We start from the raw sequence: 25061 nt of genomic DNA, 5'->3' as shown, positions 1-25061 counted from the left end.
AAGCAAGGTGTAGTAATGAACAATAATGATGACAAATTAGGGTACGGATCAGGGATTGGTAACTGGAAGCCAGGGGCGGTAGCGTGCAAGATGCAAATGTTTCTTTTAACTTATTGATTTTAAATTGATTTTTATTTGATTTCATTATGAAACTATAAGAATTTCTGGAAGGGGCGACTATACTTCATAGTATGATATATTCCCCTCCATTTGGTAATATTATGATTAAGACACATCTGGTTGATAATTTCGGTGTGTTGCCGATTTTTATATTTTATGTGATCTTGGATTTAGTTCAGTGTGGAAGGTGATGTGATTAATTCCGCCTGCTGCTTTACAGCTGAAGATAAATTTAAAGTTTATTTAAAATAATAGGTTAATGAAGGGTTTAATTATGTCTAAAATAGTTCCGGTAATTATGGCCGGAGGAACAGGCAGTCGCCTATGGCCTTTGTCCAGAGAATCTTTTCCTAAACAATTCCTATCTATTGACGATAGTGGATTAAGCTTGCTGCAACAAACGTTAGTGCGATTGGAAAATACCTCCAACCTAGAAGTTGCATCTCCATTAGTGATTTGCAATGAAGAGCACCGTTTTTTGGTCGCCGAGCAGTTGCGAGAAATTGGTCAACTTGGCTCAAATATTATTTTGGAGCCTATTGGTCGGAATACGGCGCCGGCGGTGGCTTTAGCGGCGCATCTTGCCGCAGAAGAGACTCCTGACAGCATGTTGTTGGTATTAGCTGCCGACCACTTGATTACCAAAGTCGATAGATTTCATGATGCAATCAATACGGCAGCCCGGTTTGCAGGGCAAGATCGCTTGGTAACGTTTGGCATCATACCTGAACATCCTGAAACGGGATATGGATATATCAAACGAGGGGCCAGCCTCTCGAGGGAATGTTTTGAAGTTGACTCTTTTGTTGAGAAGCCGTGTCTGGAAAAAGCAAAGGAATACGTAGCCTCCGCTGAGTATAGCTGGAACAGTGGCATGTTTATGTTCAAAGCTGATAAGTTCCTCAGCGAGCTGGAAAAATTCAGTCCTGACATTTATCAGTCTGCGAAGGAATCCGTTATTAAAAGCCAACGGGATATGAACTTCATTCGCGTTGAGCCAGAAGCTTTTCAACGTTGTCCGAGTGACTCCATTGACTATGCGGTTATGGAAAAAACTCAAGATGCCGTCGTGATCCCCATCGATGCTGGGTGGAGTGATGTCGGGTCGTGGTCATCACTGTGGGATGTGTCTGTAAAAGACAATTTAGGTAATGTGAGCGTTGGTGAAGTTATTTCCATTGACTCAAATAACAATTACATTTCCTCCGATTCAGCGCTAGTCGCAACGATCGGATTGAATGATATGGTTGTTGTCACTACCAGTGATGCCGTACTTATTGCTACCAAAGATAAAGTACAAGAGGTGAAGAAGATCGTTGAGGAGTTAAAAAAACGCAATCTTCATCATTTCCGTCAGCATTCTGCGTCCTATCGTCCCTGGGGCAAGATTTGCGACATCGACAGCGGCACGCACTTCCAGGTGAAGAAAATCATTGTCCGGCCAGGTGAAGGCTTGTCAGTACAACGCCATCTCCACCGTGCTGAACATTGGGTCGTCGTGAGTGGGACAGCAAGAGTTAACGTTGATGACCAAGAGTTCTTCTTGTCGGAAAATCAGTCTACCTTCATTCCTGCGGGCAGTGTCCATACGCTAGAAAACCCGGGAAAAATCGATTTGGAAATGATCGAGGTCAGGTCGGGGCACTATCTGGAAGAAGATGATATTGAGCGTTTGCAAGATCGCTATGGCAGAGTTTAATAGGGTTTGGTAATGCAAAAATTGACGTGTTTTAAAGCTTATGACATTCGGGGAAAGCTGGGCGAAGAGCTGAATGAGGACATCGCGTATCGTATTGGACGCGCCTATGGCGAGTTTTTAAAGCCCAAAAATATCGTGTTGGGCAGCGATGTGCGGTTAACCAGTGAAAGTCTGAAGTTGGCGCTGGCGAAGGGTTTACAGGATGCGGGTACTGATGTGATAGACATCGGTTTAACCGGTACCGAAGAAATCTATTTCGCCACAACCTATTTAAATACTGATGGTGGCGTAGAAGTCACCGCCAGCCATAACCCTATTGATTACAACGGCATGAAGTTAGTGCGTGAGGGCTCTCGCCCGATTAGCGGCGATACCGGGTTACGGGCGATCCAAGAGCTGGCGGAGAAAAACCAGTTTCAGGCGCTAGCAGCAACAGCAACGCGCGGCAGCTACGTACGCCAGGACGTATTAGGGGCTTATGTAGAACACATTCTGTCCTATGTAGACGTGAAAAATTTCAAACCGTTGAAGCTAGTGATCAACTCGGGCAACGGTGCTGCGGGGCATGTGATCGATGCTATTGAAGCGCAACTGAAGGCGCGGGGGGTGCCGCTGGAGTTTATCAAGGTGCATCACCAGCCGGACGGCTCTTTCCCCAACGGCATTCCAAATCCACTGCTGCCTGAGTGTCGTGCGGATACCGCCGATGCGGTGCGAGAGCATGGCGCTGATATGGGCATTGCGTTCGACGGCGATTTTGATCGCTGCTTCCTGTTCGATGAAAAAGGCGATTTCATTGAGGGCTATTATATCGTCGGCTTGCTGGCGGAGGCCTTCTTGCAGAAACAGCCGGGCGCGAAGATAATCCACGATCCACGCCTGAGTTGGAACACCGTCGATGTGGTCACCGGTGCCGGGGGCGTACCCGTGATGTCGAAAACCGGTCATGCTTTCATTAAAGAACGCATGCGTGCGGAAGACGCCATTTATGGCGGCGAGATGAGTGCTCACCACTATTTCCGTGATTTTGCTTATTGTGATAGTGGCATGATTCCATGGCTGCTGGTCGTTGAGCTGGTCAGTGTGAAGGGACAAACTCTGGGGCAACTGGTACAGGATCGCATTGCCGCCTACCCGTCTTCCGGTGAAATTAATATCAAGTTATCGAACCCAGAAAGTTCGATTGAAGGTGTTAAAAGCCATTATGTTTCTAAAGCAAATTTAGTCGACTATACCGACGGCATAAGCGTTGAATTCCCTGAGTGGCGTTTCAACCTTCGTTCATCAAATACGGAGCCCGTAGTTCGGCTTAACGTTGAGTCTAGAAATAATAAGGAATTGATGGAAGAGAAGGTTAAGGAAATTTTGAATCTGTTAAGTTTATAATTTAAAGAATACGCTTTTCTTCTTTTTATAGGGGGGCGTATTCTTTTAATAAGAGTGCTTTTATTATGAAAATACAGCATCAGCGGGCGCATTCCAAAGCAAATGCATCTCTCATATCTATGGTTCAGCGTTTTTCTGATATCTCTATTATTTTCTTCGGCGGATTTGTTGCAAGTAAAATAAATGGCTTTAACTTTAGCTATGAGAGTATTTTGGTTGCGCTCATAGCTTTGGTTGCATTTCAAATGATAGGCGGGATAACGGATTTTTATCGCTCTTGGCGCGGTGGGAAATTTTCATCGGAGCTCCGGCTTATACTTAAAAACTGGACACTAAGCTTGGTGGTGACTGCCGGAATAACTTCGTTCATGCCGAATTCCAGCTTTACCTTCGAGTTTTTTTCATACTGGTATATTTCGGTGTGTATCGGATTTACATTCTGCCGCTCTTCCATTCGCTTTTTGGTAGGAATGATTAGAAATCTGGGGTATAACAATCGTAAGGTGGCTGTTGCAGGGTCGATGCCTATTGGTGTTAAGTTGCTGAAGAATTTTAAAGAAGAACCCTGGTTAGGATTTATTGTTGAGGGTATATACGATGATATACAAAGTTACGAAGATAATGAAATAAAGTATTGTGGTGACTTGGATAAGTTAGTTGAGGATGCTCGCCAGGGGCGACTAGATTATGTATATATCGCGATGAAAATGAGCGAAGAACATAAATTCAAGAAAATACTGAGTCAATTAACAGACACCACGTGTTCTGTCATGTTTATCCCTGATGTCTTTACGTTTAATATTTTGCAGTCAAGAACTGAAGAGGTTAATGGGGTGCCTGTTGTTCCATTATTCGATACACCACTAAATGGGATAAATAAAGTTTTCAAAAGAGTTGAAGATATTTTATTGTCAACTTTAATATTGATATTCATCTCTCCCGTACTTGCTTTGATCGCTTTCGCCGTCAAGTTCACATCTCATGGACCGATTATATTTCGTCAAACACGTTACGGCATGGACGGAAAACCTATTATGGTTTGGAAGTTCAGATCTATGACTGTCATGGAAAATAATGATGTAGTTATCCAGGCAAAAAAAGGAGATACCAGAGTGACTAAGGTAGGTGCATTTTTGCGACGTACCTCTTTGGACGAGTTGCCGCAATTTTTCAATGTGCTGATTGGTGGGATGTCGATCGTTGGGCCTAGGCCGCATGCCGTGGCGCACAATGAACAATATAGAAATCTTATTGAAGGTTATATGCTCAGGCACAAAGTCAAGCCGGGAATCACCGGTTGGGCACAAATTAATGGGTGGCGGGGTGAAACGGACACGTTGGATAAGATGCAAAAACGTGTTGAATATGACCTCGAGTATATTCGTGACTGGAGTATTTGGCTCGACTTAAAAATAATTTTCCTCACTGTATTTAAAGGTTTTATACACAAGTCGGCTTATTAGTTGATATACTCTATCACCCGGTTGTTCAAGTGGTGGCTAGTTGTTGGCCATCACTTTGATCCTAAACGTTAGAAATTCGCCTCCTGATTATCCCTTCCTTGTTTTTTTCTTTCTTTCTTTCTTTCTTTCCTTACTTTTCCGTGGCTTTTCCCAATGCTCATTTTTTGGATGGAATTCATTGGTGCATGCACAAGAGGGATTTAAAGAAAAATGGATACCATTATGTGAGTGGAGTTTAATTTTTAGTCTGTTTTCCGGTTTAAAGAGGTCGCATAGTACGGCAAGCTATTTCATAAATTAGACTGCCCCACGGCAGTAGACAAATTCTGTCCTCACGACGAGGCCTGTTCAAAGGCCTCCAGACTGGCGCCGCGGAGGTGACTGTGACGCCGGGCCCGGTTGTAGAACACTTCAATGTAATCGAAGATATCCGCCCGGGCCAGATCCCGGGTTTTGTATATTCTCTTCCTGATACGTTCTTTTTTCAGTGAACTGAAGAGCGATTCGGCCACCGCATTACCCCAGCAGTTGCCACGCCGGCTCATGCTCCGAGCCAGGTTATTGGCCCGGCAGAAGCGCTGCCAGTCGTCACTGCCATACTGGCTACCCTGATCACTATGTGCGATGACCTCACCGTCCGGTTTTCGACGCCAGACGGCCATCATCAGCGCGTCGAGCGTCAGTTCACGTGAGAGAGTGGGTTTCATCGACCAGCCGACCACGTTACGGGCGAAAAGATCGAGTACGGCTTTATCAGGTTCAGTTGCATAATACGACCCACCCGGTTTTTGCCGAAGGTTTCCCCGATTTCGTTCAGATCACCATGAACCCGCCGATAACCGTATACGCCTCCGTTCAGTGAATGTGAGTCGCGGATAAGCATCAGCAGACGCTGGTTATCTTTATCACGCACCGAAAATGGGTTGTGAAGCCACGCATAGAACCCGGCCCGGGCGACATTCAGTACCCGACACATCGTCATCACATCCCATACAGTACGGTGCTCATTGATAAAGCGGTACTTCAGTCGGGCTTCCTTGCAAAGTACCGCGCGGCCTTTTTCAGGATATCCCGTTCTTCTTCGGTACGTTTTAGCGCGCCCGAAGTTTCAGGATCTCGCTTTTGGCTTCCAGTAAATCCTGGGCATGCTGTTCGCTGTTATCAGGCTTGATAGCCCGTAGCCACTGTAGAGGCTGTGCGCAGAAACGCCCAGACGGTCAGACACTTCGTCAACGGAATAATAGCGTTCCGTTATCTGACGGACGGCTTCTTCCTTAAATTCAGGTGTAAATCGTGGTGTGCTCATGCGCTCCCCCTATGCTCAAACTATAGGGCAGGATCGTCTACCGGGGTGGGACAGTCCGAAGTACATGGGACTAAAACAGGTGTGTTTACATTAGTATTCATAGTGACGGCAGTTTTGAAGGTTTAGGGGCGAATACAAACCCAAACGTTCTGACTGCCGTTTTCTATTGGTTCATGCTAAGACGCGGTGGACCAATATTTTAGCCTCTTTGTAGGGAGCCAGGTCAAAGCCTCCTGGCAGGTCGATTGTTTACTTGCTGGCCAAAACGAGTGTACCAAGGGAACTCTGGGGACATATGGATGGTCAATTATGATCGAAAAGGCGTGCGTGAGTCCAAGCTTCGTTTAAAATCAATTGATTGCTTAAAGAAGACAGTTCATCTTGAGCGCCAGTGGCGCGAGTAAGGAGTTTTTATGGCGGTTTTAGTCACCGGTGGGGCCGGTTATATCGGTTCTCACACTGTTCTGGCTTTGTTGGAACATGGCGAAGATGTCGTAGTGTTAGATAATTTATCGAACTCTTCCGATGAGTCTCTGCGTCGCGTTGAGAAACTCGCGGGCAGAAGTGCTCAATTCTACCAAGGCGATATCTTGGATGCTGAGTGTCTGCACCGTATCTTCGAGGCTCACGCCATTTCGGCCGTGATCCATTTTGCTGGGCTAAAGGCTGTCGGAGAGTCGACGCGCAAGCCGCTAGAGTATTATCAGAACAATGTCACTGGCACGTTGGTATTGTTGGAGGAAATGCGTCGTGCGGGTGTGCATAAGTTTATCTTCAGTTCTTCTGCCACGGTGTACGGTACTCCAGAGCAAGTTCCTTTGACTGAGACGTCACGCGTTGGCGGTACGACGAATCCTTACGGCACGTCGAAGTTGATGGTAGAACAAATTCTGCAAGATTTCGCTAAAGCAGAACCGCAATTCTCCATTACCGCCTTACGTTACTTCAACCCGGTCGGTGCGCACGAATCTGGCATGATCGGTGAAGATCCAAATGGTATTCCTAACAATCTGATGCCTTATATTGCTCAGGTGGCAATCGGAAAATTGGAGAAACTGTCAATTTTTGGTGACGACTATCCGACACAGGATGGCACGGGTGTCAGAGATTACATTCATGTCATGGATTTGGCTGAAGGTCATCTCAAGGCGATTGAACACATCGATGAACATCAAGGTTTTACGGTCTATAATCTGGGGACTGGGGTAGGGTATTCGGTGTTGGAGATGCTCCATGCTTTTGAAAAGGCTTCAGGTCGCAATGTAGCTTACCAAATTGTACCACGTCGAGAGGGCGACATTGCAGAATGCTGGTCCGCTCCAGAATTGGCGTTCAAAGAATTGGGATGGAAGGCTACCCGTGATTTGGATGCCATGATGCGTGATGCGTGGAATTGGCAGAAGAACAACCCTCGGGGTTATCGTTAAAGTAACCCGAAACAGGTGTGATTTTTTATTACACCTGTTTTACCTAAATTATATGAATGCTTGTTTTTTACATTATATTTAAGTCAGTCTCATGTATTAAAAAATTTATTATCACCATCAGAGTTATCCTATATTAAGTTTTGTCGAGTAAATGTTACTTTTAACAAAATTTTTTAAAACTAACTTTATCTCGATGAGATTAACGAGGAATGGTTTTTTCGCGTTGTTAGCGTCCGCTATCATCATTAGCCAGCTATCATTTCTATGTCAAGCCGGACATTATAACGCTTAACGATTTGATATGTTAGAGTATTGTTATTACTAATGCGGTCGCTAGAGGTAGGTTGAGTGCATGCTGGAGGATGCTTTAACGGAATGAGGAAACTGTGCTATCCTGCAATGTCTTCAATAGCGAACTATCTGAAGTTGATTTAGAGGGCGTTTAGACCCATTTAAATATAGTTCAATGTGGGGTGTTCTCGGCTTATTCAGGATGACGCAGCGCTAGGGAGACACTGGTTGGGTAGGAAATTCCGAGTGAGTGAGTAGTCAAATGAAAGTAATTGATACAAAGATTGCCGGCGTCAAAGTGATTGAACCTAAGATTTTCGGTGATCAGCGTGGCTTCTTTTTCGAAACGTTCCAAAAGCAACGCTACCGAGAACTACTTGATATTGAACATGATTTTGTTCAAGACAACTATTCTCGTTCGACACATGGTGTGCTGCGAGGTTTACACTTTCAGACCTCTCGCCCTCAGGGGAAGCTGGTCTATACCCTAAGAGGGGAGGTCTATGATGTCGTGGTGGACATCCGTCCAAATTCACCTTCTTTCAAACAGTGGTTAGGGATCAATCTGTCTGAGGACAACAAGAAACAGCTTTGGATCCCACCTGGCCTTGCTCATGGTTTCTTGGTGTTAAGTGATGAAGTCGACTTTGCTTATAAATGCACCGATTACTATGATCCGAAGAACGAGCACTGCTTGAGCTGGAACGATCCTGAACTGGCGATTGAATGGCCGATAGAGCATCCTCAGCTTTCTGAGAAGGATCTTAAAGGCAAATTATTCAGCGAGCTTTTTTAAATGCGCATACTGGTAACTGGCGGTAATGGCCAGCTAGGCCATTGCTTGGCGGATACATTGCCTGACAATTGGCAGATCATTAGCCTAGACCACAAACAACTTGACATTGCTGATTGGCCTGCAGTTCAGCAAACTGTCGCGGCGTTGAATGTAGATTTCATTGTAAATGCAGCAGCTTATACGTTAGTGGATAAAGCTGAAGAAGAAATCATCGCTGCGGAGGCTGCAAATGTTATCGGTCCAGCTAATCTGGCTATGATTGCTGAGAGCCTAAGCATTCCACTGATTCATATTTCGACAGACTATGTTTTTAGTGGCGCAGAAAAAGGTATTTCTTTGTGTGAAAATTCACCAACGGGGCCGCTAAACGTCTATGGACAAACCAAACTGCTTGGCGAACAAGCCGTACTAACCACGTGCTCACGCGCCGTGGTGATCCGCACATCCTGGTTATTCAGTGAGTATGGCAGCTCTTTTGTGCATACCATGCTTAAATTGGGAAAGACACGTAAATCGCTTGCTATTATTAACGATCAATTTGGCCGTCCTACCTATGCTGGTGATTTAGCTAAATGTATTCTCACTATTATTAGCCAAGGGGTTAATGAACCCAAGCTATATCATTTCTGTGGAGATAAGATTGTCTCGTGGTATGAGTTTGCTGCGGAGATTTTTTCTTTAGCTAAGTTGTTTGATGATAGTTATAGATTTATGGTTTTGTCTTCTATTAACAGTGAGCAATATAAATGCGCGGCCAAAAGACCTAAGCATGCGATACTTAACTGCGAAAAAATATATCGTGAACGTGGGATCTGCAATAGCAATTGGCGAATGAGCCTAGACAAAGTAGTTCCGAAAATTATTTATCAGATGAATAATTAATATGAAGACATTGTTGAAAAATACAGGTTTGATTTTTAATCTTACTAAGCGGGATGTTGAGAGCCGCTATCGTGGGACCAGTCTTGGTATAGTATGGTCACTGCTAAATCCTGTGATTATGCTTTCTATCTATAGCTTTATTTTTGGTTTTGTGTTTAAAGCCAAGTGGGGGCTGACAACGACAGAGAATTACACGTTGATTATGTTTACCGGTCTACTGACGCATGGTTTTATTGCTGAGTGTCTTGGCAAGGCGACAACGATATATGTATATAATGTCAGCTATGTAAAAAAAGTTTTATTCCCTCTTGAGTCCTTGTGCTGGGTGTCTGTTTTTGGCGCATTATTCCAATTCTTTATGGGATGTATTGTTTTCGCCATTTTTTGTGTTTTATTAAAACAACCTGTTAGTCTAATGGCATTATTGGTCCCTATTGTCATTCTGCCATTGGTTTTATTATCATATAGCATTTCATTATTCTTGTCATCGCTAGGTGTTTATATTCGTGATATGGGGCAGGTTGTCTCAGTTATCATTGCCTTAATGTTATTTATGTCACCTATATTTTATCCTATCACTGCTGTTCCAGAACAATATCGCATGCTGATTTATATTAATCCGTTAACGTTTATTGTCGAAGCTTTACGCGATGTTGTATTGTACGGAAAGTTATTCAGTCTTGAAGGGTATGCACTCTATTGGGGCATCAGTATTATGCTGTACGTATTAGCTATAACTTGGTTCAAAAAGGTAAAGAGGGGCTTTGCTGATGTCCTCTAATGTTGTTGTCTCTGCGCAAAATTTGCGTAAAGTTTATCAGATTTATTCCAGCCCGATGCAGCGTCTGGGGGCTTTGCTGGGTTATCGGGGGGCTAAGGGCAGGGAGTTTGTCGCTCTGGATTCCGTTAACTTTGAGATTAGAAAAGGTGAAACAGTCGGTATTATTGGTGTCAATGGTTCCGGTAAATCAACTTTGTTGCAAATGATTTGTGGGACTTTGGCGCCTACAAGCGGCAGTGTATTTACTAAAGGGCGTATTGCACCTTTGTTAGAGCTTGGTGCTGGGTTCAATCCAGAATTTACAGGGCGTGAAAACGTTTACCTGAACGCCTCTCTTCTGGGCCTAACGCGTAAAGAAATTACGGAGCGTTTCGATAAAATAGCCAGCTTTGCCGATATTGGTGAATTTCTCGAACGGCCGGTTAAGACTTTTTCGAGCGGTATGTTTGCACGTTTAGCCTTTGCAACAGCCATTCATGTCGATCCTGAGATATTAATTGTAGATGAAATTCTTGCTGTCGGAGATTCACGTTTTCAGCGAAAATGTGTAAAGAAGTTTAATGAAATCAGAAACGATGGGTGTACAATCCTGTTCGTTTCACACGATGATTATCAGGTTCGCAATATTTGTAATAGTGCACTATATCTTGAAAAAGGTGTGCAGCGTTATTTTGGAAATGCAGATGTTGCTGTTCAGCATTACCTTTCTGATATGCAGAAGAGTGTGGTGGAAGCTCAAGATGCAGAAAATAAAGCTATTGAAAATGAAATAAGTAGCAGATTGGTAAAAATAGCTAATGTCTCTCTTCTCGATCAGTCTGGAAATTCAGTAACAGAGCTGGCAAGCGGCGACAATGTTAAACTGTCTTTCGATTATAAATATGAAGGAAGTGACGGGGAATTCGATGGGCTGACCTTTGTCTTTAATCTTTATCGTAAAGATGGAGTATATATCTGTGGGACGACTACAGCAATGCGTGGCTTAGAACCATTTCCCCTTAGTCGGGAAGGTCGAGTGACCATTGATTTCCCCGCATTGAAGTTGTTATCAGGTATTTATAACTGGCGAGTAGCTGTCAATGATCAAGATGGGATACAGATAATTAACGAAGCTGTACCGGTCTGTGAGTTTTCTGTAGCCGATAACTTCAGTGCCGTTGGAATTTATGATATTGAACATAGCTGGTCTGTGGTGGCCAAGGGGTAAGTATGGAACGGATTGAGAACGATCTTCTTAAGTTGCAGTTTTTAAGAGAAGAACATCACCAGCGTTATCAGTACGTTGCCAGTTTTGCCAAGGGAGTTGTGGTTGACTGTGCATGCGGTATCGGATATTCGGCACCTATTTTCTTGTCTAACCCTGCTGTAGTTAGTTATACAGGGTTGGATGTTGATCGTGAGGCGATCGCCTATGCAAAAGAGCATAATACGACGAATTCTCGTTTTGAGCACGGTTCGATTTTAGCCTTGCCGTTCGATGACTGTAGCATCGATACATTTATCTCATTAGAAACGTTGGAGCATCTTGAGCAACCTGAATTAGCGATTGCAGAAGTCAAACGCGTGTTGAAACCAAATGGGGTATTTATTTGCTCGGTGCCAACTAAAGATTACGAGAATTTTTGTGTCAGTTTGTATGGGCCGAACCCGTACCATATTCAGGCCTTCTCTTTGGATGCCCTGAAATCATTGTTGCAAGCCCAATTCGCGCATGTTGATATTGCTGTTATCGCTCAAGAACTCGTCTCTATAGTGCATACGTTTCAAGATCAACAGATGCCGCTTACGGTATTTGATGCAAAAAACAAGAACGTAATGAATGGCTCTTTCATTGCGATTTCATCTAATGCTGATGCTATTTATAATAAGAATACGCTATTTACAGGTATGAGTCGCATAGAATATGATCAAGAATTGGTCTACCCATTGCGCCAAAGTTTAGAGTTTGCAGAACGCTTGGCTGAACAACGTTGGCAGTTGTTACTTGAAGCTGAAGAAAGAATCAATGAAGTAACACGGTATAAAGAACAGGCAGAGCGCATCTCTGAAGAAAGAATGCAAGCATTCAGGGACACGGAAGAGATGGTCCGTTCTCGTGATCAAGCTTTGTCTGAGGCAGAGCGGATTATTCAGTCGCTTAAGGAACAGCTGGAAAGCGTTTCAAAGCAAAATTCGAACCAATAACTCTGTGAATGGATTATATCTACAATGATTGTCACGATTGCCGATAATATCGAAACCATTCTGGTCGACTTTTTTGATACTGTAGTCGAGCGTAGTTGTCACCCTGAGGTCGTGAAACGTAAGTGGGCTGCTGCTCTCGTGGATTCATATCGTCTTTCTCTATCCGTAGAGGAGCTATATACGCTACGTTTAAGAATCGAAGCGGGATTGTGCGCCAGTAGTCAAATGCAAGGCGATGACGCTGAGTTCCGTTACGACGATATGTCTCTTGCCCTGTATTATGAGCTTCAACGTGCACAGATTGTGGTTCGCTTGCCTGAAAGTGAGCCCTTCGTCGCTTTTTGCCGTGATCTAGAGTTGGCTATTGAACTATCGGTGCAAAAACCGATAGTAGCAACGTTGGATATGCTGAGAGCTGAAAAAGAGAAAGGTAGACGTATTTATCTGGTTTCTGATTTTTATTTGGACCAACAGTCAATTATCTATTTCGCCAAACATCATGGATTCTATGATATTTTTGATGGATTCTTCGTTTCTAGCGAAAATAAGCGAACGAAGAAAGAAGGGCGAGCTTATGACGTGGTTATTGCAAGATTAGGTTTGGATGTTAAAAAGACGATCATGTTGGGGGATAATGCGCACAGTGATGTGGCGATGTCGGTAGCCAGAGGGCTGTTTGCGCATCATTTACCTGTGGAACAGCACCGATATGATGAGAGCCTACGGGCGGATCGTGAGCGCCTTGCGGTAGAGAATAAAGTTAACCAAGTGATCGCTGAAGATAATTTCAGCTTCAACTGGATAAGTAGTGCTATTTATTTATTCACTCGTCGGCTTTATTGGTCTTTGGTGATGAATAACGCTAAAAACGTTTATTTTTTTGCAAGGGAAGGCGAGTTTCTTCAAAAGGCATTTGATAAATTTCAAGCTAGCTTGCCGAAAGATTTTTCGCGTATTACTAGCCATTATATGTATGTGTCGCGTCGATCAACCTACTTACCTTCATTAGGGCCTTTGGGCGGTAGCACATTCAACAAATTATTATATCAGTATGGTTCATGTAGTCTGGCTGCCTTTTTGAAAAGCATTAATCTCGATGATTATGTATCTGAGTTTAAAGTGCGTTTCCCTCAGGTGGACTTTGAAGAGCAGCACTTGAATATCGCCGGGTTACCAGCGTTTTCTGCGTTAATGGATGATGAATTCTTCAAGACTATCTACGAGCGTGAGCGTAAAGAGCAGAATGTCTATCTTAATGACTACTGTGACTCGTTGATGACGGAAAAGCATGATGAATGGGTTCATGTAGTTGATGTTGGCTGGAAGGGCAGTATTCAAGATAATTTGGTAAAAGCGACCCAGCGCAATATTTCTGGTTATTATTTCGGCATTTTGGATGGGGCAGAAACCCATAAGAATAATATTAAAGAGGGGTTGCTGTTTGACCATCAGTGGGGGCAACGCCTCGGTGATGGTATGTTTAACGAGTTCCGCGCCGGTTTTGAAGTTTTTATGGGAGCATCGCATGGCAGTCTGAAGCGATATGGCGACAGTATCGATAATTTTGTTTTCGACCACAACGATTCAGAGCTCGCTTTCTTCTATGAGCAAATAGCGCCATTCCAAGAGCGTGCGTTGCATCAGTTCAATGGTTTTGCAAAAATAGAGCGTGCTTATTCGCTATCTGATCATGAGATCAGCAAAGCGGTTAAAAAATTTTACTTTCGTGGTGTGATGTTGCCGAGCCGGGTCGAACGAGAAAAGTTTTCGTTAATCAAACACTATGAGAATTTTGGAGTATTCAACTTTAGCTCCTTTGGGCAGAGCAGACGCTCCCCTCTGTCTTATTTTAAGCGCTTGGTGAGAAATCCTAGACATACCCTTGGTTCTGCTTGGTGGAAACCTTTGGATTTTCATGCGAATGGCGTGTGGTACTTGAAATATCCTTATTTTTTGGTGAAAAGAATAAAGTTTAAAGGGGCTAAATAATGAGTAAAATTGCTTTTTTACTATGGAGTCCGGATATCAGTGGCGGCACTAATGTCATTTTTGAGCATGCTACACGTATGCGAAAGAATGGTGACGATATCACGATTATCACTGAGGATAAACCGAACGATAAGCGATTGCAGTGGTTTCCAGGTGCAGAAAAAATGACCTGGATGGATTATTCTGAAGCTGCTGACAAACAGTTTGATCTGGTTATTGCGACCTGGTGGCGTACTGTATTTTATCTTCATAAAATCAATGCGAAGAAATATGCATTTTTTGTTCAATCCATCGAATCGCGTTTCTATCCGGAAGGTGAGGTAACTTTACGCACGCTTGTCGATCTTACCTACAGTTTGCAAGTTAATTTTATCACTGAAGCAACATGGATTAAAGAATACCTTAAAGAGCATTTTGACCAAGATGCGTTATTGATCCGAAATGGGATAAGCAAGGATTATTTTAACGATGGGATTAAACCCAAAGTGCCTCGAGCGCCTGAAAAGCTGCGTGTATTAGTGGAAGGTCCGTTAAACGTTAGCTTTAAAAATACGGAACTTGCGGTGGAGTTATGCCGACAGTCTCGCGCTGATGAGGTCTGGTTTGTCACATCTACAGAAATTGGCGCTTACCCGAATGTTGATCGCCTGTTTAGCCGCGTGCCAATTTCTGAGATCGGTAGTATTTACGCCTCTTGCGATGTTTTGGTTAAACTTTCCACTGTTGAAGGAATGTTTGGCCCACCGTTGGAGATTTATCATACCGGTGGAACCTCTATCAGTTATGATGTGACCGGCTACGACGAATATATTGAGCATAATGTCAATGGACTGGTATCTTTCAGTCGCCAAAACCAAGAAATCATCGAATTTATAAATCGCCTTAAGGATAACCCTAATGAGCTGGCTCAATTGAAAGCAAATGCTTTGGCTACCGCTGAAAAGTGGCCGGATTGGGAAAGCAGTTCCAAAGAGTTTGCAGCAGCATGCGAGCAGCTTATTGCATCGGGAGTTATTACCTCGGTTACCTTACTTAAGGCGCAGACCGAGCGTTTTTGGCTCTTCTATGAGGAGTCTTTGCGTCAGGTACCGTTGAGTGGGCAGGTGGGAATTCCCTCTCTAAATCGGTATGCACATTTTCGTCAGCGTGTTATCAATAAATTGCATCGTGAGTATCCTGCGATTTTTTCCTTGCTTCGAAAAATAAAATGGACGGTAAAATCTTATCTGCCGGGAGCTCGATAAGTGTTTGAGTACGAAGTTGTAGTTTGTACTTACAACGGTGAACGCTACATTGTCGAGCAGCTTGCCTCGATTGTAAGCCAGACAATCTGTCCGCAAAGGATCATTGTCAGTGACGATGGTTCTACGGACAATACGCTTAAATTGGTTGCTGATTTCGCTGCAACGACATCAGTTCAGTTCGATGTACAGCAGCGTGTTGCGGGTCCAAAAGGACCCGCGCATAATTTTCTGCATGCGCTTTCTTTGACGACGGCAGCTAACGTCTTTTTAAGCGATCAGGATGACGTTTGGGTAACTGATAAGATTGAACATTATCAGCGCGTAGTAAGCCAAATCGGAGATGATTCTCAGCCTTTATTGATCTTTTCAGATGCTGAATTAGTTGATAGCGAACTTCGTTTCTTGAACGCTTCTTTTTTACAAAATGAGCGTCTTAATCCTGTACAGCAGTTGGTGTTCCCTCGCTTGATTTTCCAAAATTGCATCCAGGGTGCAACAGTGATGGTGAATCGAGCATTGCTTAAGCATCTTCGCCCTAGTCAGCATATGTTGATGCATGATTGGTGGCTGGGATTGCTGGCCATCACTTTTGGACGCTTGGTATTCCTTCCTGAACGCTTGATCAAGTATCGGCAACATGCGAATAACGTTGTTGGCAGCAGTGGCTATGGATTGAAACGTATTCTGGCGAAATTTATGCGACTGTCCTCAGTTGCACATCAGAATCGGCTAGTGATTGAGCAGGCGATAAGTTTCTATGAGATTTACGGTAAGGGGCTAAAAAAAGAGGATAAGAAATTTTTGGAGAGGATGTTAAGATCCCGTCGCTTTATGCTTTGGCAGCTTTTCTTGCTAAGATTTGCGGTTGCAAGAACAACCATTACGAGAACTGTTTCCTTGTATTTCTTATATTAGAGTTTTTATGCCTGAATCTTTAGTTAAGCCATGTCGGTGCTTCATTTCAGTTATATCTCACGGTCATGGCAGCATGATCATTGCCGATGGATGCCTAAAACTGCTGGCTTCAAAAAATTACATTGTTGTTTTGAAAGATAACAAGCCACAGCGTGAACTTCAGGAATATTGTCAGGACTCTGGCATTCATTATCTTGTTGATCAGCCTATGGGTTTTGGCGCAAACAATAACTATATTTTCACTTGGTGCCAGCAAGAGCTTGGAATGCGAGATGAGGATCGCTTTCTGGTGCTTAACCCCGATGTTTTTATCGAACCGACCGTGCTGGCAGCGCTGCTGTCGCATGCGGAACATAACTCATACCCGATAGTTGCGATCAATCTTTTCAACGATAAAAATTTTACTTTTTATGACAAGGGGATAAGGCATTTTCCAACCATTAGCAGCTTTGTCGTTTCATTCTTGGTGCAGAAGAATAAGTCTATCTACGACAAGAATAAAATTACCCAGGATACCGAAGTTGAATGGGCGGCAGGCTCATTTTTGCTGTTTAGTGCCCAATGTTATCGAGAGCTGGGAGGATTTGATACGCGCTACTACATGTACTGTGAAGATCTTGACATTTGCTGGCGAGCGAGGCGGGAGTTAGGGATAAACGTCGTTTATTTGCCTCAATTTAAAGCATTGCATCTTGCTCAAATGCGCAGTCGCTCACTTTTTTCTAAACATTTTATCTGGCACGTTACCAGCGCTTTGCGTTTTTGCTTGAAACAAGCGTTGAATAGATAAAATTGTCTTATCAACCTCACGAGAGTGTCGACCTATCGCACCAATCACTACCCACGCGGCTCAATCCTGAGTTAACATGTGTGCCACATCACAAAACCTGCTGGCCGACGTTGCCGGCAGGGTCATCCTCAGACAGGAGTTCCTAAATGTCCAAGCAACAAATCGGCGTTGTCGGCATGGCGGTAATGGGCCGCAACCTCGCGCTGAACATCGAGAGCCGTGGTTACACCGTTTCCATTTTCAACCGTTCTGGCGACAAAACTGACGAAGTGATCGCTGAGAACCCGGGCAAGAATCTGGCGCCGTATTACACCGTAGAAGAGTTTGTCGAATCGCTGGAAAAACCGCGCCGCATCCTGCTGATGGTGAAAGCGGGCGAAGCGACGGATAAAACCATTGCCTCGTTGACTCCGCACCTGGACAAGGGCGATATCCTGATCGATGGCGGCAACACCTACTATCAGGACACCATCCGTCGTAACCGCGAACTGTCCGACCAGGGCTTTAATTTCATCGGCACCGGCGTTTCCGGCGGTGAAGAGGGCGCGCTGAAAGGGCCTTCCATCATGCCTGGCGGCCAGAAAGAAGCTTACGAGCTGGTGGCACCGATCCTGGAGAAAATCGCTGCGGTCGCGGAAGGCGAGCCTTGCGTGACTTATATCGGCGCTGACGGTGCCGGCCACTATGTGAAGATGGTGCACAACGGCATCGAATACGGCGACATGCAGCTGATTGCCGAAGCCTATTCCCTGCTGAAGCAGGCGCTGAACCTGAGCAACGAGCAGCTGGCCGAAACCTTCGCCGAATGGAACAAGGGCGAACTGAACAGCTACCTGATCGACATCACCAAAGACATCTTCACCAAGAAAGACGAAGAGGGTAAATACCTGGTCGATGTGATCCTGGACGAAGCCGCCAACAAAGGCACCGGCAAGTGGACCAGCCAGAGCTCGCTGGATCTGGGCGAACCGCTGTCGCTGATCACCGAGTCGGTGTTCGCACGCTACCTGTCCTCGCTGAAGGACCAGCGCGTTGCCGCGTCTAAAGTGCTGACTGGCCCGAAAGTGGCGCCGTTCAGCGGCGACAAAGCCGAATTCATCGAGAAAGTGCGTCGCGCGCTGTATCTGGGTAAGATCGTGTCCTACGCACAGGGCTTCTCACAGCTGAAAGCCGCTTCTAAAGAAAATAACTGGGATCTGCACTACGGCGAAATCGCCAAGATCTTCCGCGCCGGCTGCATCATCCGCGCCCAGTTCCTGCAGAAGATCACCGACGCTTACGCGGCGGATGCCGATATCGCCAACCTGCTGCTGGCGCCATACTTCAAGCAAATCGCTGACGAGTACCAGCAGGCGCTGCGTGACGTGGTGGCTTACGCCGTGCAGAACGGTATCCCTACGCCAACCTTCTCCGCCGCGATCGCCTACTACGACAGCTACCGTTCTGCGGTACTGCCGGCGAACCTGATCCAGGCGCAGCGCGACTACTTCGGTGCGCACACCTACAAACGTATCGACAAGGAAGGCGTGTTCCATACCGAATGGATGGAATAAGCCCGCTCGTTGAACGATAAAAAAAGCCGCCGAGGTTAACGCCCGGCGGCTTTTTATTGCGCGTGATTTAACGTCACGCTTTTTTCTGATGCCTTTCGCGCAGCCGGCCGATCACCGCGCTCAGATCCAGATCCTGGTCCTGCAGCAGCACCAGCAGGTGATAGATCAGGTCCGAGGCTTCGTTGGTCAGCTCTTCGCGATCGTTGACCGTGGCGGCCAGCGCGGTTTCCACACCTTCTTCCCCGACCTTCTGCGCGATGCGCTTGGTGCCGCTGGCGTACAGGCTGGCGGTGTACGAGCTGTCCGGGCTGGCGTGCTTGCGCTCCGCCAACAGCTGCTCCAGCTGATAGAGGAACGTCCAGTCGCTGGCGGCCGGGTGGAAGCAGCTGCTGTTGCCGAGGTGGCAGGTCGGGCCGATCGGGTTGGCCAATACCAGCAGCGTGTCGTTATCGCAGTCCGGCGTGATGCTGACCACCTTGAGGAAGTGGCCGGAACTTTCGCCTTTGGTCCACAGGCGTTGCTTGGTGCGCGAGAAGAAGGTGACGTTACCGCTCTGCTCGGTGGTCGCCAGCGCTTCCGGCGTCATGTAACCCAGCATCAGCACTTCGCCGGATACGGCGTGCTGCACGATGGCCGGCATCAGGCCGTCGGTTTTTTCCCAGTCCAGCTGGTTTCTCTGTTGTTCTGTCAGCACACGCGAATCTCCACGCCTTGTTCGACCAGGAACCTTTTCAGTTCGCCGATATTGATGATTTGTTTGTGGAACACCGACGCCGCCAGCGCGCCGTCGACGTCCGCATCGCGGAACGCTTCCAGGAAATGCTCCATGGTGCCCGCGCCGCCGGAGGCGATCAGCGGCACCTTGCAGGCCTCGCGCACCCGGCGCAGCTGCTGCAGATCGTAACCGTTGCGCACGCCGTCCTGGTTCATCATGTTCAGCACGATCTCACCGGCGCCGCGGCGCTGCACTTCCTGTACCCAGTCGAGGGTTTCCCACTGGGTGATGCGGGTGCGGCTCTCGTCGCCGGTATATTGGTTGACGTGATACTTGCCGGTTTCACTGTCGAACCAGGTGTCGATGCCTACCACGATGCACTGCACGCCGAAGCGTTCCGCCAGGCGGCTAATCAACTCAGGATCGGCCAGCGCCGGCGAGTTGACCGAAATCTTGTCGGCGCCGAAAGACAGGATCTGGCTGGCATCCTCGGCGCTTTTAATGCCGCCGGCGACGCAGAACGGAATATCAATCACCTCCGCCACGCGCGATACCCAGCTTTTGTCCACCACCCGGCCGTCGCTCGAGGCGGTGATATCGTAAAACACCAGCTCGTCCGCACCTTCTTGCGCATAGCGCTGCGCCAGCGGCACGATGTCGCCGATGATTTCGTGGTTGCGGAACTGCACGCCTTTTACCACTTGCCCGTCTTTAACATCCAGGCACGGGATTATCCGTTTTGCCAGCATGCGATCGCCTCCTCAACGCTAAATTTACCTTCCAGCAGGGCGCGCCCTACGATCACGCCGGCAACGCCGCTGCCACGCAGCTGGGCGATGTCGTCCAGATTGCCGATGCCGCCCGAGGCCTGGAAGGCCACCTGCGGATAGCGGCGGCTGATCGCCTGATACAGCGCCACGTTGGAACCGGCCAGCGTACCGTCGCGCGAAATATCGGTGCACAGCACGTGTTTGAGCCCGTAGGGCAGGAACTGCTCCACCACCTGTTCCAGCGTGGCGTCGGAATCTTCCTGCCAGCCGCTGATGGCCACGCGTTTCACGCCCTGCGGGTCGATACGCACGTCCAGCGCCAGCACCAGCGCGTCGGCGCCGTAGCGCTCGAACCAGCTCTGCACCAACTGCGGTTGTTTCACCGCGGTAGAGCCGATCACCACGCGTGTGGCGCCGGCCTCCAGCAGGGCGCTGACGTCTTGCTCGTTGCGGATGCCGCCGCCGACCTGCACCGGCACGTTAACCCCCGCCAACAGCTTGCGCAGCAGCGGGATCTGGCGTGCGGCCGGATCCTTGGCGCCGGTCAAATCGACCAGGTGCAGTACCTGCGCGCCCTGTTGTTGATAGTCCTGCAGACGCAGCAGCGGATCGTTGCCGTAGTCGCGCTGCTGGCCGTAATCGCCCTGATGCAAGCGCACCACGTTGCCGTCGATCAAATCCAAAGCCGGAATAATCATGCTGCCTACATCTCCAGAAAGTTTTTCAACAGTTGCGCGCCGGCCGCTCCAGATCGTTCTGGATGAAACTGCACGCCGAAGAAGTTGTCTTTTTGCACGGCGGCGGTGAAGGGCTCGCCGTAGTTCGCCTGGGCGATGGTGCTGGGGCATATCGGCATCGCATAGCTGTGTACGAAATAGAAGTAGGCGCCGTCATCGATGCCGCGGAACAGATGGTGGCCCGCTTGCGCGGACACCTGGTTCCAACCCATGTGCGGCAGTGGCAGGCCGAAGTCGGTCATCTGCTTTACTGGCGTATCGATGAGGCCGAGCGTCGTCACGCCGCCGTTCTCTTCGCTGCTGGCCGCCAACAGCTGCATGCCGAGGCAGATGCCCAGCACCGGCTGAGTGCAGGCCCTGATCAGTTCGATCAGATCGCGTTCGCGCAGCTGATCCATCGCCGCCTGCGCGGTGCCGACGCCCGGCAGGAACAGCTTGTCGGCGCGCAGCACGATCTCCGGATCGCGGCTCACTTCCGGCTGATAGCCCAGGCGCCGCACCGCGTAGGTGACGGAGGCCAGGTTGGCGCAGCCGGTATCCAAAATCACCACGTTCATCACAGCACTCCTTTCGAGCTCGGCAGGGTATTGCCTTCGACGCGTATCGCCTGGCGCAGCGTACGGCCAAACACTTTGAACAGGCTCTCGACCCGGTGGTGGTCGTTTTTGCCCTTGGTCTTCAGGTGCAGCGTGCAGCCCATGGTGTAAGAGAGCGAACGGAAGAAGTGCTCGACCATTTCAGTGCTGAGATCGCCGACGCGCTGATAGTTGAACTCGGCCTTGTACTCCAGGTGCGGGCGGCCGGAGATATCCAGCGCGCAGCGCGCCAGACACTCGTCCATCGGCAGCACGAAGCCGAAGCGGGCAATGCCGCGCTTGTCGCCCAGCGCCTTGTTCAGGGCTTCACCCAGTGCCAGGCCGGTGTCCTCTACGGTGTGGTGATCGTCGATATACAGGTCGCCTTTGACGTCGATCTCCATGCGGAAGCCGCCGTGGGTGGCGATCTGATCCAGCATGTGGTCGAAGAAGCCGACGCCGGTTTTGATTTTGCTGCCGCCTTCGCGATCCAGCCAGACGTTGACATCGATCTGCGTCTCTTTGGTCACGCGGTTAACCCGCGCATGACGGTCGCGCAGGGTCAGCTGGCGCACGATCTCTTTCCAGCCCAGCACGCCGCGCTGGTAGCGCAGCCCCTGAATGCCCATGTTTTCTGCCAGCTGCACGTCGGTCGGCCGATCGCCGATCACGTAGCTGTGGGCGGTATCGAGCACGCCGGGTTTGAGGTAACCCTTCACCAGCGCGGTCTTCGGCTTGCGGCAGTCGCAGTTGTCCGCCGGCAGGTGCGGGCAGATCAACACATCGGCGAACTGAATGCCCTGCGAGCTGAGGATCTGCATCATCAGGTTGTGCGGCGGATCGAAGGTTTCCTGCGGGAAACTGGCGGTGCCGAGCCCATCCTGATTGGTGATCATCACCAGCTGATACCCCGCCTGTTGCAGCGCCAGCAGGGAAGGGATCACGTCCGGCTCGAGCGCCAGCTTGTCCAGGCGATCGACCTGGAAATCTTCCGGTGGCTCGGCGATCAGCGTGCCGTCACGATCGATAAAGAGGATTTTTTGGCTCACATTGGCTCCTGGCGAGTCTGGTTGGCGCCGGGCAGGGCGGACAAGGCGTCCACCACGCGTTGACATTCGTCGCGGGTGCCTATGGTGATGCGCAGGCAGCCGGACAATCCGGGCTGTTTGTTTTGGTCTCGTAAGATAATGCCCTGATCCCACAAGCTTTTAAACACATTACTTGCGGCGGTGAAGCGGGCCAGCAGGTAATTGCTGTCGCTGGCGAAAACCTGCTCGACGCAGGCGCATTTCTCCAGCTGTTGCTGCAGCCAGCTGCGGGTGGCGGCGATGTCGGTGACGCGCTGACGCATGGCGCGGATGCCTTCTTCGCTCAGCGCCTGCGCGGCGATATCCGCCACCGGCGTCGAGAGCGGGTAAGGTGCGATCACCTTCAGCAGCAGGGCAATCAGATCTTCGTTGGCGAGCGTAAAGCCGCAGCGCAGGCCGGCCAGCGCAAAGGCCTTCGACAGCGTGCGCAGGATAGCCAGGTGCGGATAGTCGCTCAGCCACCCGGCCACCGAGGCCTGCGGGCAAAACTCGATATAGGCTTCGTCCACCGCGACGATCGCTTTGCCTTTGGCCATCTCCAGCAGGCTGCGTAGAGAGTCCGGGTCAATCAGGTTACCGGTTGGGTTGTTCGGGCTGCAGACGTAGATCAACTTCACGTTGTCCAGGCTGTCCGCGATGGCCGGCAGATCCAGCTGCCAGTCCTCTTTGGCGGCTACGGTGCGGCGCTCCACGCCAAAGGTTTCGGCGCTGACGGCGTACATGCCGTAGGTCGGCGGGCAGAACAGAATGGCGTCTTTGCCCGGCTCGCAGAAGGCGCGGATCAGCAGCTCGATGCCTTCATCGGCGCCGCGGCTGACCAGCACCTGCTCTTTCTTGACCCCGGCATAGGCGGCGTAGCGTTCGATCACCTGCGCCGGCTGGCACTCCGGATAGCGGTTGAAGGTTTGCGCGGTCAGTTGGAATTCCGGGGCGATCGGGTATTCGTTGGCGTTCAGCCATACGTCGCCCTTGCCGCCGAGGCGGCGCGCCGATTGATAAGGGGTCAGCTCGCGAACGTTGGCGCGCGCCAGTTTTTCGATGCTCATGCTTGCTCCTTCAGGGCGGCGACGCGCAGGGTCACGGCGTTCTTGTGGGCGATCAGCTGCTCGGCGGCAGCCAGCGTCTCGATGGTGGCGGCCAGGTTGCTGAAGCCCTGCGGCGTCAGCTCCTGCACCGTCATGCGTTTTTGAAAATCGGCCAGTCCGAGGCTGGAGCAGGTGGCGGTGTAGCCGTAGGTCGGCAGCACGTGGTTGGTGCCGGAGGCGTAATCGCCGGCGGACTCCGGCGACCAGTCGCCGAGGAACACCGAACCGGCGCTGGTGATGCCGTCCACCAGTTCGCGCGCATTACGGGTCTGAATAATCAGGTGCTCCGGGCCGTAGCGGTTGCTGATCGCCACGCACTCAGTCAGATCGCGCGCTACGATCAGGCGGCTGCTCGCCAGCGCCTGGCGTGCGGTGTCGGCGCGCGGCAGCTCGGCCAGCTGGCTTTCCACCGCTTCGGCCACCGCCTGCGCCATCGCCGCGTCCGGCGTCAGCAGGATCACCTGCGAATCCGGGCCGTGTTCGGCCTGCGACAGCAGATCGGAAGCGACGAACGCCGGGGTGGCGCCGGCGTCGGCGATCACCAGCACTTCAGAAGGGCCGGCCGGCATGTCGATGGCCGCGCCGTCGAGGCGCTGGCTGACCTGCCGCTTGGCTTCGGTCACGAAGGCGTTGCCCGGCCCGAAGATCTTCGCCACGCGCGGCACGCTTTCGGTGCCGAACGCCAGGGCGGCGATCGCCTGCGCGCCCCCGACCTGAAACACTTCCTGCACGCCGCACAGCTGCGCCGCATACAGGATCTCATCGGCGATCGGCGGCGGCGAGCACAGCACCACCCGGCGGCAACCGGCGATGCGCGCCGGCGTCGCCAGCATCAGCACGGTAGAGAACAGCGGCGCCGATCCGCCGGGAATATACAGGCCCACCGAGTCGATTGGGCGGGTCACCTGTTGGCAGCGCACGCCCGGTTGCGTTTCGACGTCCACCGGCGGCAGTCGCTGCGCGTTGTGGAAGGTTTCCACGTTGGCGACGGCCACCGCCATCGCCTGTTTGATGTCATCACCCAACCGCGCGGCGGCGGCGGCGATCTGCTCGGCGCTGACGCGCAGCGCCGAGACTTCCGCCTTGTCGAAACGGGCGCTGTAGTCGCGCAGCGCCCGATCGCCATTGGCCTTCACGTTGTCGAGGATCTCACTCACCGTGCGGGTGATGCTGTCGGAGGCGGCAATCGCCGGGCGCATCAGCAGCTCAGCCTGGCGTTCGGCGCTGCACGTTGCCCAATCGATCGGCGTGTTGAAGGTCGACAT

General features: G+C 49.5%; 21 protein-coding genes and 1 pseudogene. 14 read left to right on the top strand and 8 right to left on the bottom strand.

Translation table 11 applies throughout. From position 1 onward, the window contains the following. The first annotated feature begins 394 nt into the window (after positions 1–394). From BVU99_RS20250 to wcaJ, 3 genes are all read left to right on the top strand, one after another. Positions 395–1819: a mannose-1-phosphate guanylyltransferase/mannose-6-phosphate isomerase gene (locus BVU99_RS20250; protein ID WP_049295292.1), complete on the top strand. Its 1425-nt coding sequence runs from the start codon at positions 395–397 to the stop codon at positions 1817–1819. 12 nt (positions 1820–1831) lie between these two features. Then, positions 1832–3205, top strand: a complete 1374-nt coding sequence (cpsG, locus tag BVU99_RS20245; protein ID WP_099817584.1) for a phosphomannomutase CpsG — start codon at positions 1832–1834, stop codon at positions 3203–3205. Positions 3206–3270: 65 nt separating this feature from the next. Continuing rightward, positions 3271–4668, top strand: a complete 1398-nt coding sequence (gene wcaJ, locus BVU99_RS20240; protein ID WP_099817583.1) for an undecaprenyl-phosphate glucose phosphotransferase — start codon at positions 3271–3273, stop codon at positions 4666–4668. Between the two features lie 332 nt (positions 4669–5000). Here wcaJ and BVU99_RS20235 read toward each other — a convergent pair. Next, positions 5001–5974, bottom strand: a pseudogene (locus BVU99_RS20235) (IS3 family transposase). A gap of 413 nt (positions 5975–6387) precedes the next feature. Here BVU99_RS20235 and galE point away from each other — a divergent pair. The 11 genes from galE (at position 6388) to gndA (ending at position 18826) form a co-directional block, all read left to right on the top strand. Next, the gene (gene galE / locus BVU99_RS20230) at positions 6388–7401 is read left to right on the top strand and encodes a UDP-glucose 4-epimerase GalE (RefSeq protein WP_049295295.1); all 1014 of its coding nucleotides are present in this window, start codon (positions 6388–6390) and stop codon (positions 7399–7401) included. A gap of 553 nt (positions 7402–7954) precedes the next feature. Beyond that, positions 7955–8488 carry a dTDP-4-dehydrorhamnose 3,5-epimerase gene (gene rfbC / locus BVU99_RS20225; RefSeq protein WP_049295296.1) on the top strand — a complete coding sequence of 178 codons (534 nt, stop codon included), beginning with the start codon at positions 7955–7957 and terminating at the stop codon, positions 8486–8488. Next, entirely contained in the window at positions 8489–9370 is an 882-nt protein-coding gene (gene rfbD, locus BVU99_RS20220) for a dTDP-4-dehydrorhamnose reductase (protein WP_049295297.1), read from the top strand. 1 nt (position 9371) lies between these two features. Beyond that, a complete protein-coding gene (locus BVU99_RS20215) occupies positions 9372–10151 on the top strand; it encodes an ABC transporter permease (RefSeq protein WP_049295298.1) in 780 nt (259 codons plus the stop codon). Beyond that, complete coding sequence (locus BVU99_RS20210) at positions 10141–11358, top strand: ABC transporter ATP-binding protein (RefSeq protein WP_072070345.1); 1218 nt, start codon at positions 10141–10143, stop codon at positions 11356–11358. The genes BVU99_RS20215 and BVU99_RS20210 overlap by 11 nt, the downstream gene beginning before the upstream one ends. 2 nt (positions 11359–11360) lie before the next feature. Next, complete coding sequence (locus BVU99_RS20205; protein WP_049295300.1) at positions 11361–12335, top strand: methyltransferase domain-containing protein; 975 nt, start codon at positions 11361–11363, stop codon at positions 12333–12335. A gap of 24 nt (positions 12336–12359) precedes the next feature. Continuing rightward, positions 12360–14324: an HAD family hydrolase gene (locus BVU99_RS20200; protein ID WP_099817582.1), complete on the top strand. Its 1965-nt coding sequence runs from the start codon at positions 12360–12362 to the stop codon at positions 14322–14324. Continuing rightward, the gene (locus BVU99_RS20195) at positions 14324–15568 is read left to right on the top strand and encodes a glycosyltransferase family 4 protein (RefSeq protein ID WP_049295302.1); all 1245 of its coding nucleotides are present in this window, start codon (positions 14324–14326) and stop codon (positions 15566–15568) included. Before BVU99_RS20200 ends, BVU99_RS20195 begins: the two co-directional genes overlap by 1 nt. Beyond that, positions 15569–16483, top strand: a complete 915-nt coding sequence (locus tag BVU99_RS20190) for a glycosyltransferase family 2 protein (protein WP_099817581.1) — start codon at positions 15569–15571, stop codon at positions 16481–16483. A 73-nt stretch (positions 16484–16556) separates the two neighbouring features. Further along, positions 16557–17273, top strand: coding sequence for a glycosyltransferase (locus tag BVU99_RS20185; RefSeq protein WP_080350752.1), 717 nt, complete (start codon positions 16557–16559; stop codon positions 17271–17273). 146 nt (positions 17274–17419) lie between these two features. After that, entirely contained in the window at positions 17420–18826 is a 1407-nt protein-coding gene (gene gndA / locus BVU99_RS20180; protein WP_025302186.1) for an NADP-dependent phosphogluconate dehydrogenase, read from the top strand. A gap of 73 nt (positions 18827–18899) precedes the next feature. Here gndA and hisIE read toward each other — a convergent pair whose 3' ends face one another. The 7 genes from hisIE to hisD are packed head-to-tail and all read right to left on the bottom strand — an operon-like array spanning position 18900 to position 25061. After that, a complete protein-coding gene (gene hisIE / locus BVU99_RS20175; RefSeq protein WP_015377251.1) occupies positions 18900–19520 on the bottom strand; it encodes a bifunctional phosphoribosyl-AMP cyclohydrolase/phosphoribosyl-ATP diphosphatase HisIE in 621 nt (206 codons plus the stop codon). Continuing rightward, positions 19514–20290 carry an imidazole glycerol phosphate synthase subunit HisF gene (gene hisF / locus BVU99_RS20170; RefSeq protein WP_025302187.1) on the bottom strand — a complete coding sequence of 259 codons (777 nt, stop codon included), beginning with the start codon at positions 20288–20290 and terminating at the stop codon, positions 19514–19516. The genes hisIE and hisF overlap by 7 nt, the downstream gene beginning before the upstream one ends. Beyond that, positions 20272–21009, bottom strand: a complete 738-nt coding sequence (gene hisA / locus BVU99_RS20165; protein WP_025302188.1) for a 1-(5-phosphoribosyl)-5-[(5-phosphoribosylamino)methylideneamino]imidazole-4-carboxamide isomerase — start codon at positions 21007–21009, stop codon at positions 20272–20274. Before hisA ends, hisF begins: the two co-directional genes overlap by 19 nt. A gap of 5 nt (positions 21010–21014) precedes the next feature. Further along, positions 21015–21605 carry an imidazole glycerol phosphate synthase subunit HisH gene (gene hisH / locus BVU99_RS20160; RefSeq protein ID WP_004938803.1) on the bottom strand — a complete coding sequence of 197 codons (591 nt, stop codon included), beginning with the start codon at positions 21603–21605 and terminating at the stop codon, positions 21015–21017. Beyond that, on the bottom strand, positions 21605–22672 hold the full coding sequence (hisB, locus tag BVU99_RS20155; protein ID WP_099817580.1) for a bifunctional histidinol-phosphatase/imidazoleglycerol-phosphate dehydratase HisB: 1068 nt from the start codon (positions 22670–22672) through the stop codon (positions 21605–21607). Before hisB ends, hisH begins: the two co-directional genes overlap by 1 nt. Next, positions 22669–23757, bottom strand: coding sequence for a histidinol-phosphate transaminase (hisC, locus tag BVU99_RS20150; protein ID WP_099817579.1), 1089 nt, complete (start codon positions 23755–23757; stop codon positions 22669–22671). The genes hisB and hisC overlap by 4 nt, the downstream gene beginning before the upstream one ends. Next, on the bottom strand, positions 23754–25061 hold the full coding sequence (hisD, locus tag BVU99_RS20145) for a histidinol dehydrogenase (protein ID WP_025302191.1): 1308 nt from the start codon (positions 25059–25061) through the stop codon (positions 23754–23756). The genes hisC and hisD overlap by 4 nt, the downstream gene beginning before the upstream one ends.

It is taken from the genome of Serratia sp. OLAL2 (genome assembly GCF_002752475.1).
GTDB classification, from domain to species: Bacteria; Pseudomonadota; Gammaproteobacteria; order Enterobacterales; family Enterobacteriaceae; genus Serratia; species Serratia bockelmannii.
This window is presented reverse-complemented; position numbering and strand designations above follow the sequence as displayed.

Excerpts from the sequence above, each read along its gene's own strand:
- BVU99_RS20250 (WP_049295292.1), top strand. The coding sequence starts at position 395 with ATGTCTAAAATAGTTCCGGTAATTATGGCCGGAGGAACAGGCAGTCGC.
- cpsG (WP_099817584.1), top strand. The coding sequence starts at position 1,832 with ATGCAAAAATTGACGTGTTTTAAAGCTTATGACATTCGGGGAAAGCTG.
- wcaJ (WP_099817583.1), top strand. The coding sequence starts at position 3,271 with ATGAAAATACAGCATCAGCGGGCGCATTCCAAAGCAAATGCATCTCTC.
- galE (WP_049295295.1), top strand. The coding sequence starts at position 6,388 with ATGGCGGTTTTAGTCACCGGTGGGGCCGGTTATATCGGTTCTCACACT.
- rfbC (WP_049295296.1), top strand. The coding sequence starts at position 7,955 with ATGAAAGTAATTGATACAAAGATTGCCGGCGTCAAAGTGATTGAACCT.
- rfbD (WP_049295297.1), top strand. The coding sequence starts at position 8,489 with ATGCGCATACTGGTAACTGGCGGTAATGGCCAGCTAGGCCATTGCTTG.
- BVU99_RS20215 (WP_049295298.1), top strand. The coding sequence starts at position 9,372 with ATGAAGACATTGTTGAAAAATACAGGTTTGATTTTTAATCTTACTAAG.
- BVU99_RS20210 (WP_072070345.1), top strand. The coding sequence starts at position 10,141 with ATGTCCTCTAATGTTGTTGTCTCTGCGCAAAATTTGCGTAAAGTTTAT.
- BVU99_RS20205 (WP_049295300.1), top strand. The coding sequence starts at position 11,361 with ATGGAACGGATTGAGAACGATCTTCTTAAGTTGCAGTTTTTAAGAGAA.
- BVU99_RS20200 (WP_099817582.1), top strand. The coding sequence starts at position 12,360 with ATGATTGTCACGATTGCCGATAATATCGAAACCATTCTGGTCGACTTT.
- BVU99_RS20195 (WP_049295302.1), top strand. The coding sequence starts at position 14,324 with ATGAGTAAAATTGCTTTTTTACTATGGAGTCCGGATATCAGTGGCGGC.
- BVU99_RS20185 (WP_080350752.1), top strand. The coding sequence starts at position 16,557 with ATGATCATTGCCGATGGATGCCTAAAACTGCTGGCTTCAAAAAATTAC.
- gndA (WP_025302186.1), top strand. The coding sequence starts at position 17,420 with ATGTCCAAGCAACAAATCGGCGTTGTCGGCATGGCGGTAATGGGCCGC.
- hisF (WP_025302187.1), bottom strand. The coding sequence starts at position 20,290 with ATGCTGGCAAAACGGATAATCCCGTGCCTGGATGTTAAAGACGGGCAA.
- hisA (WP_025302188.1), bottom strand. The coding sequence starts at position 21,009 with ATGATTATTCCGGCTTTGGATTTGATCGACGGCAACGTGGTGCGCTTG.
- hisH (WP_004938803.1), bottom strand. The coding sequence starts at position 21,605 with ATGAACGTGGTGATTTTGGATACCGGCTGCGCCAACCTGGCCTCCGTC.
- hisC (WP_099817579.1), bottom strand. The coding sequence starts at position 23,757 with ATGAGCATCGAAAAACTGGCGCGCGCCAACGTTCGCGAGCTGACCCCT.
- hisD (WP_025302191.1), bottom strand. The coding sequence starts at position 25,061 with ATGTCGACCTTCAACACGCCGATCGATTGGGCAACGTGCAGCGCCGAA.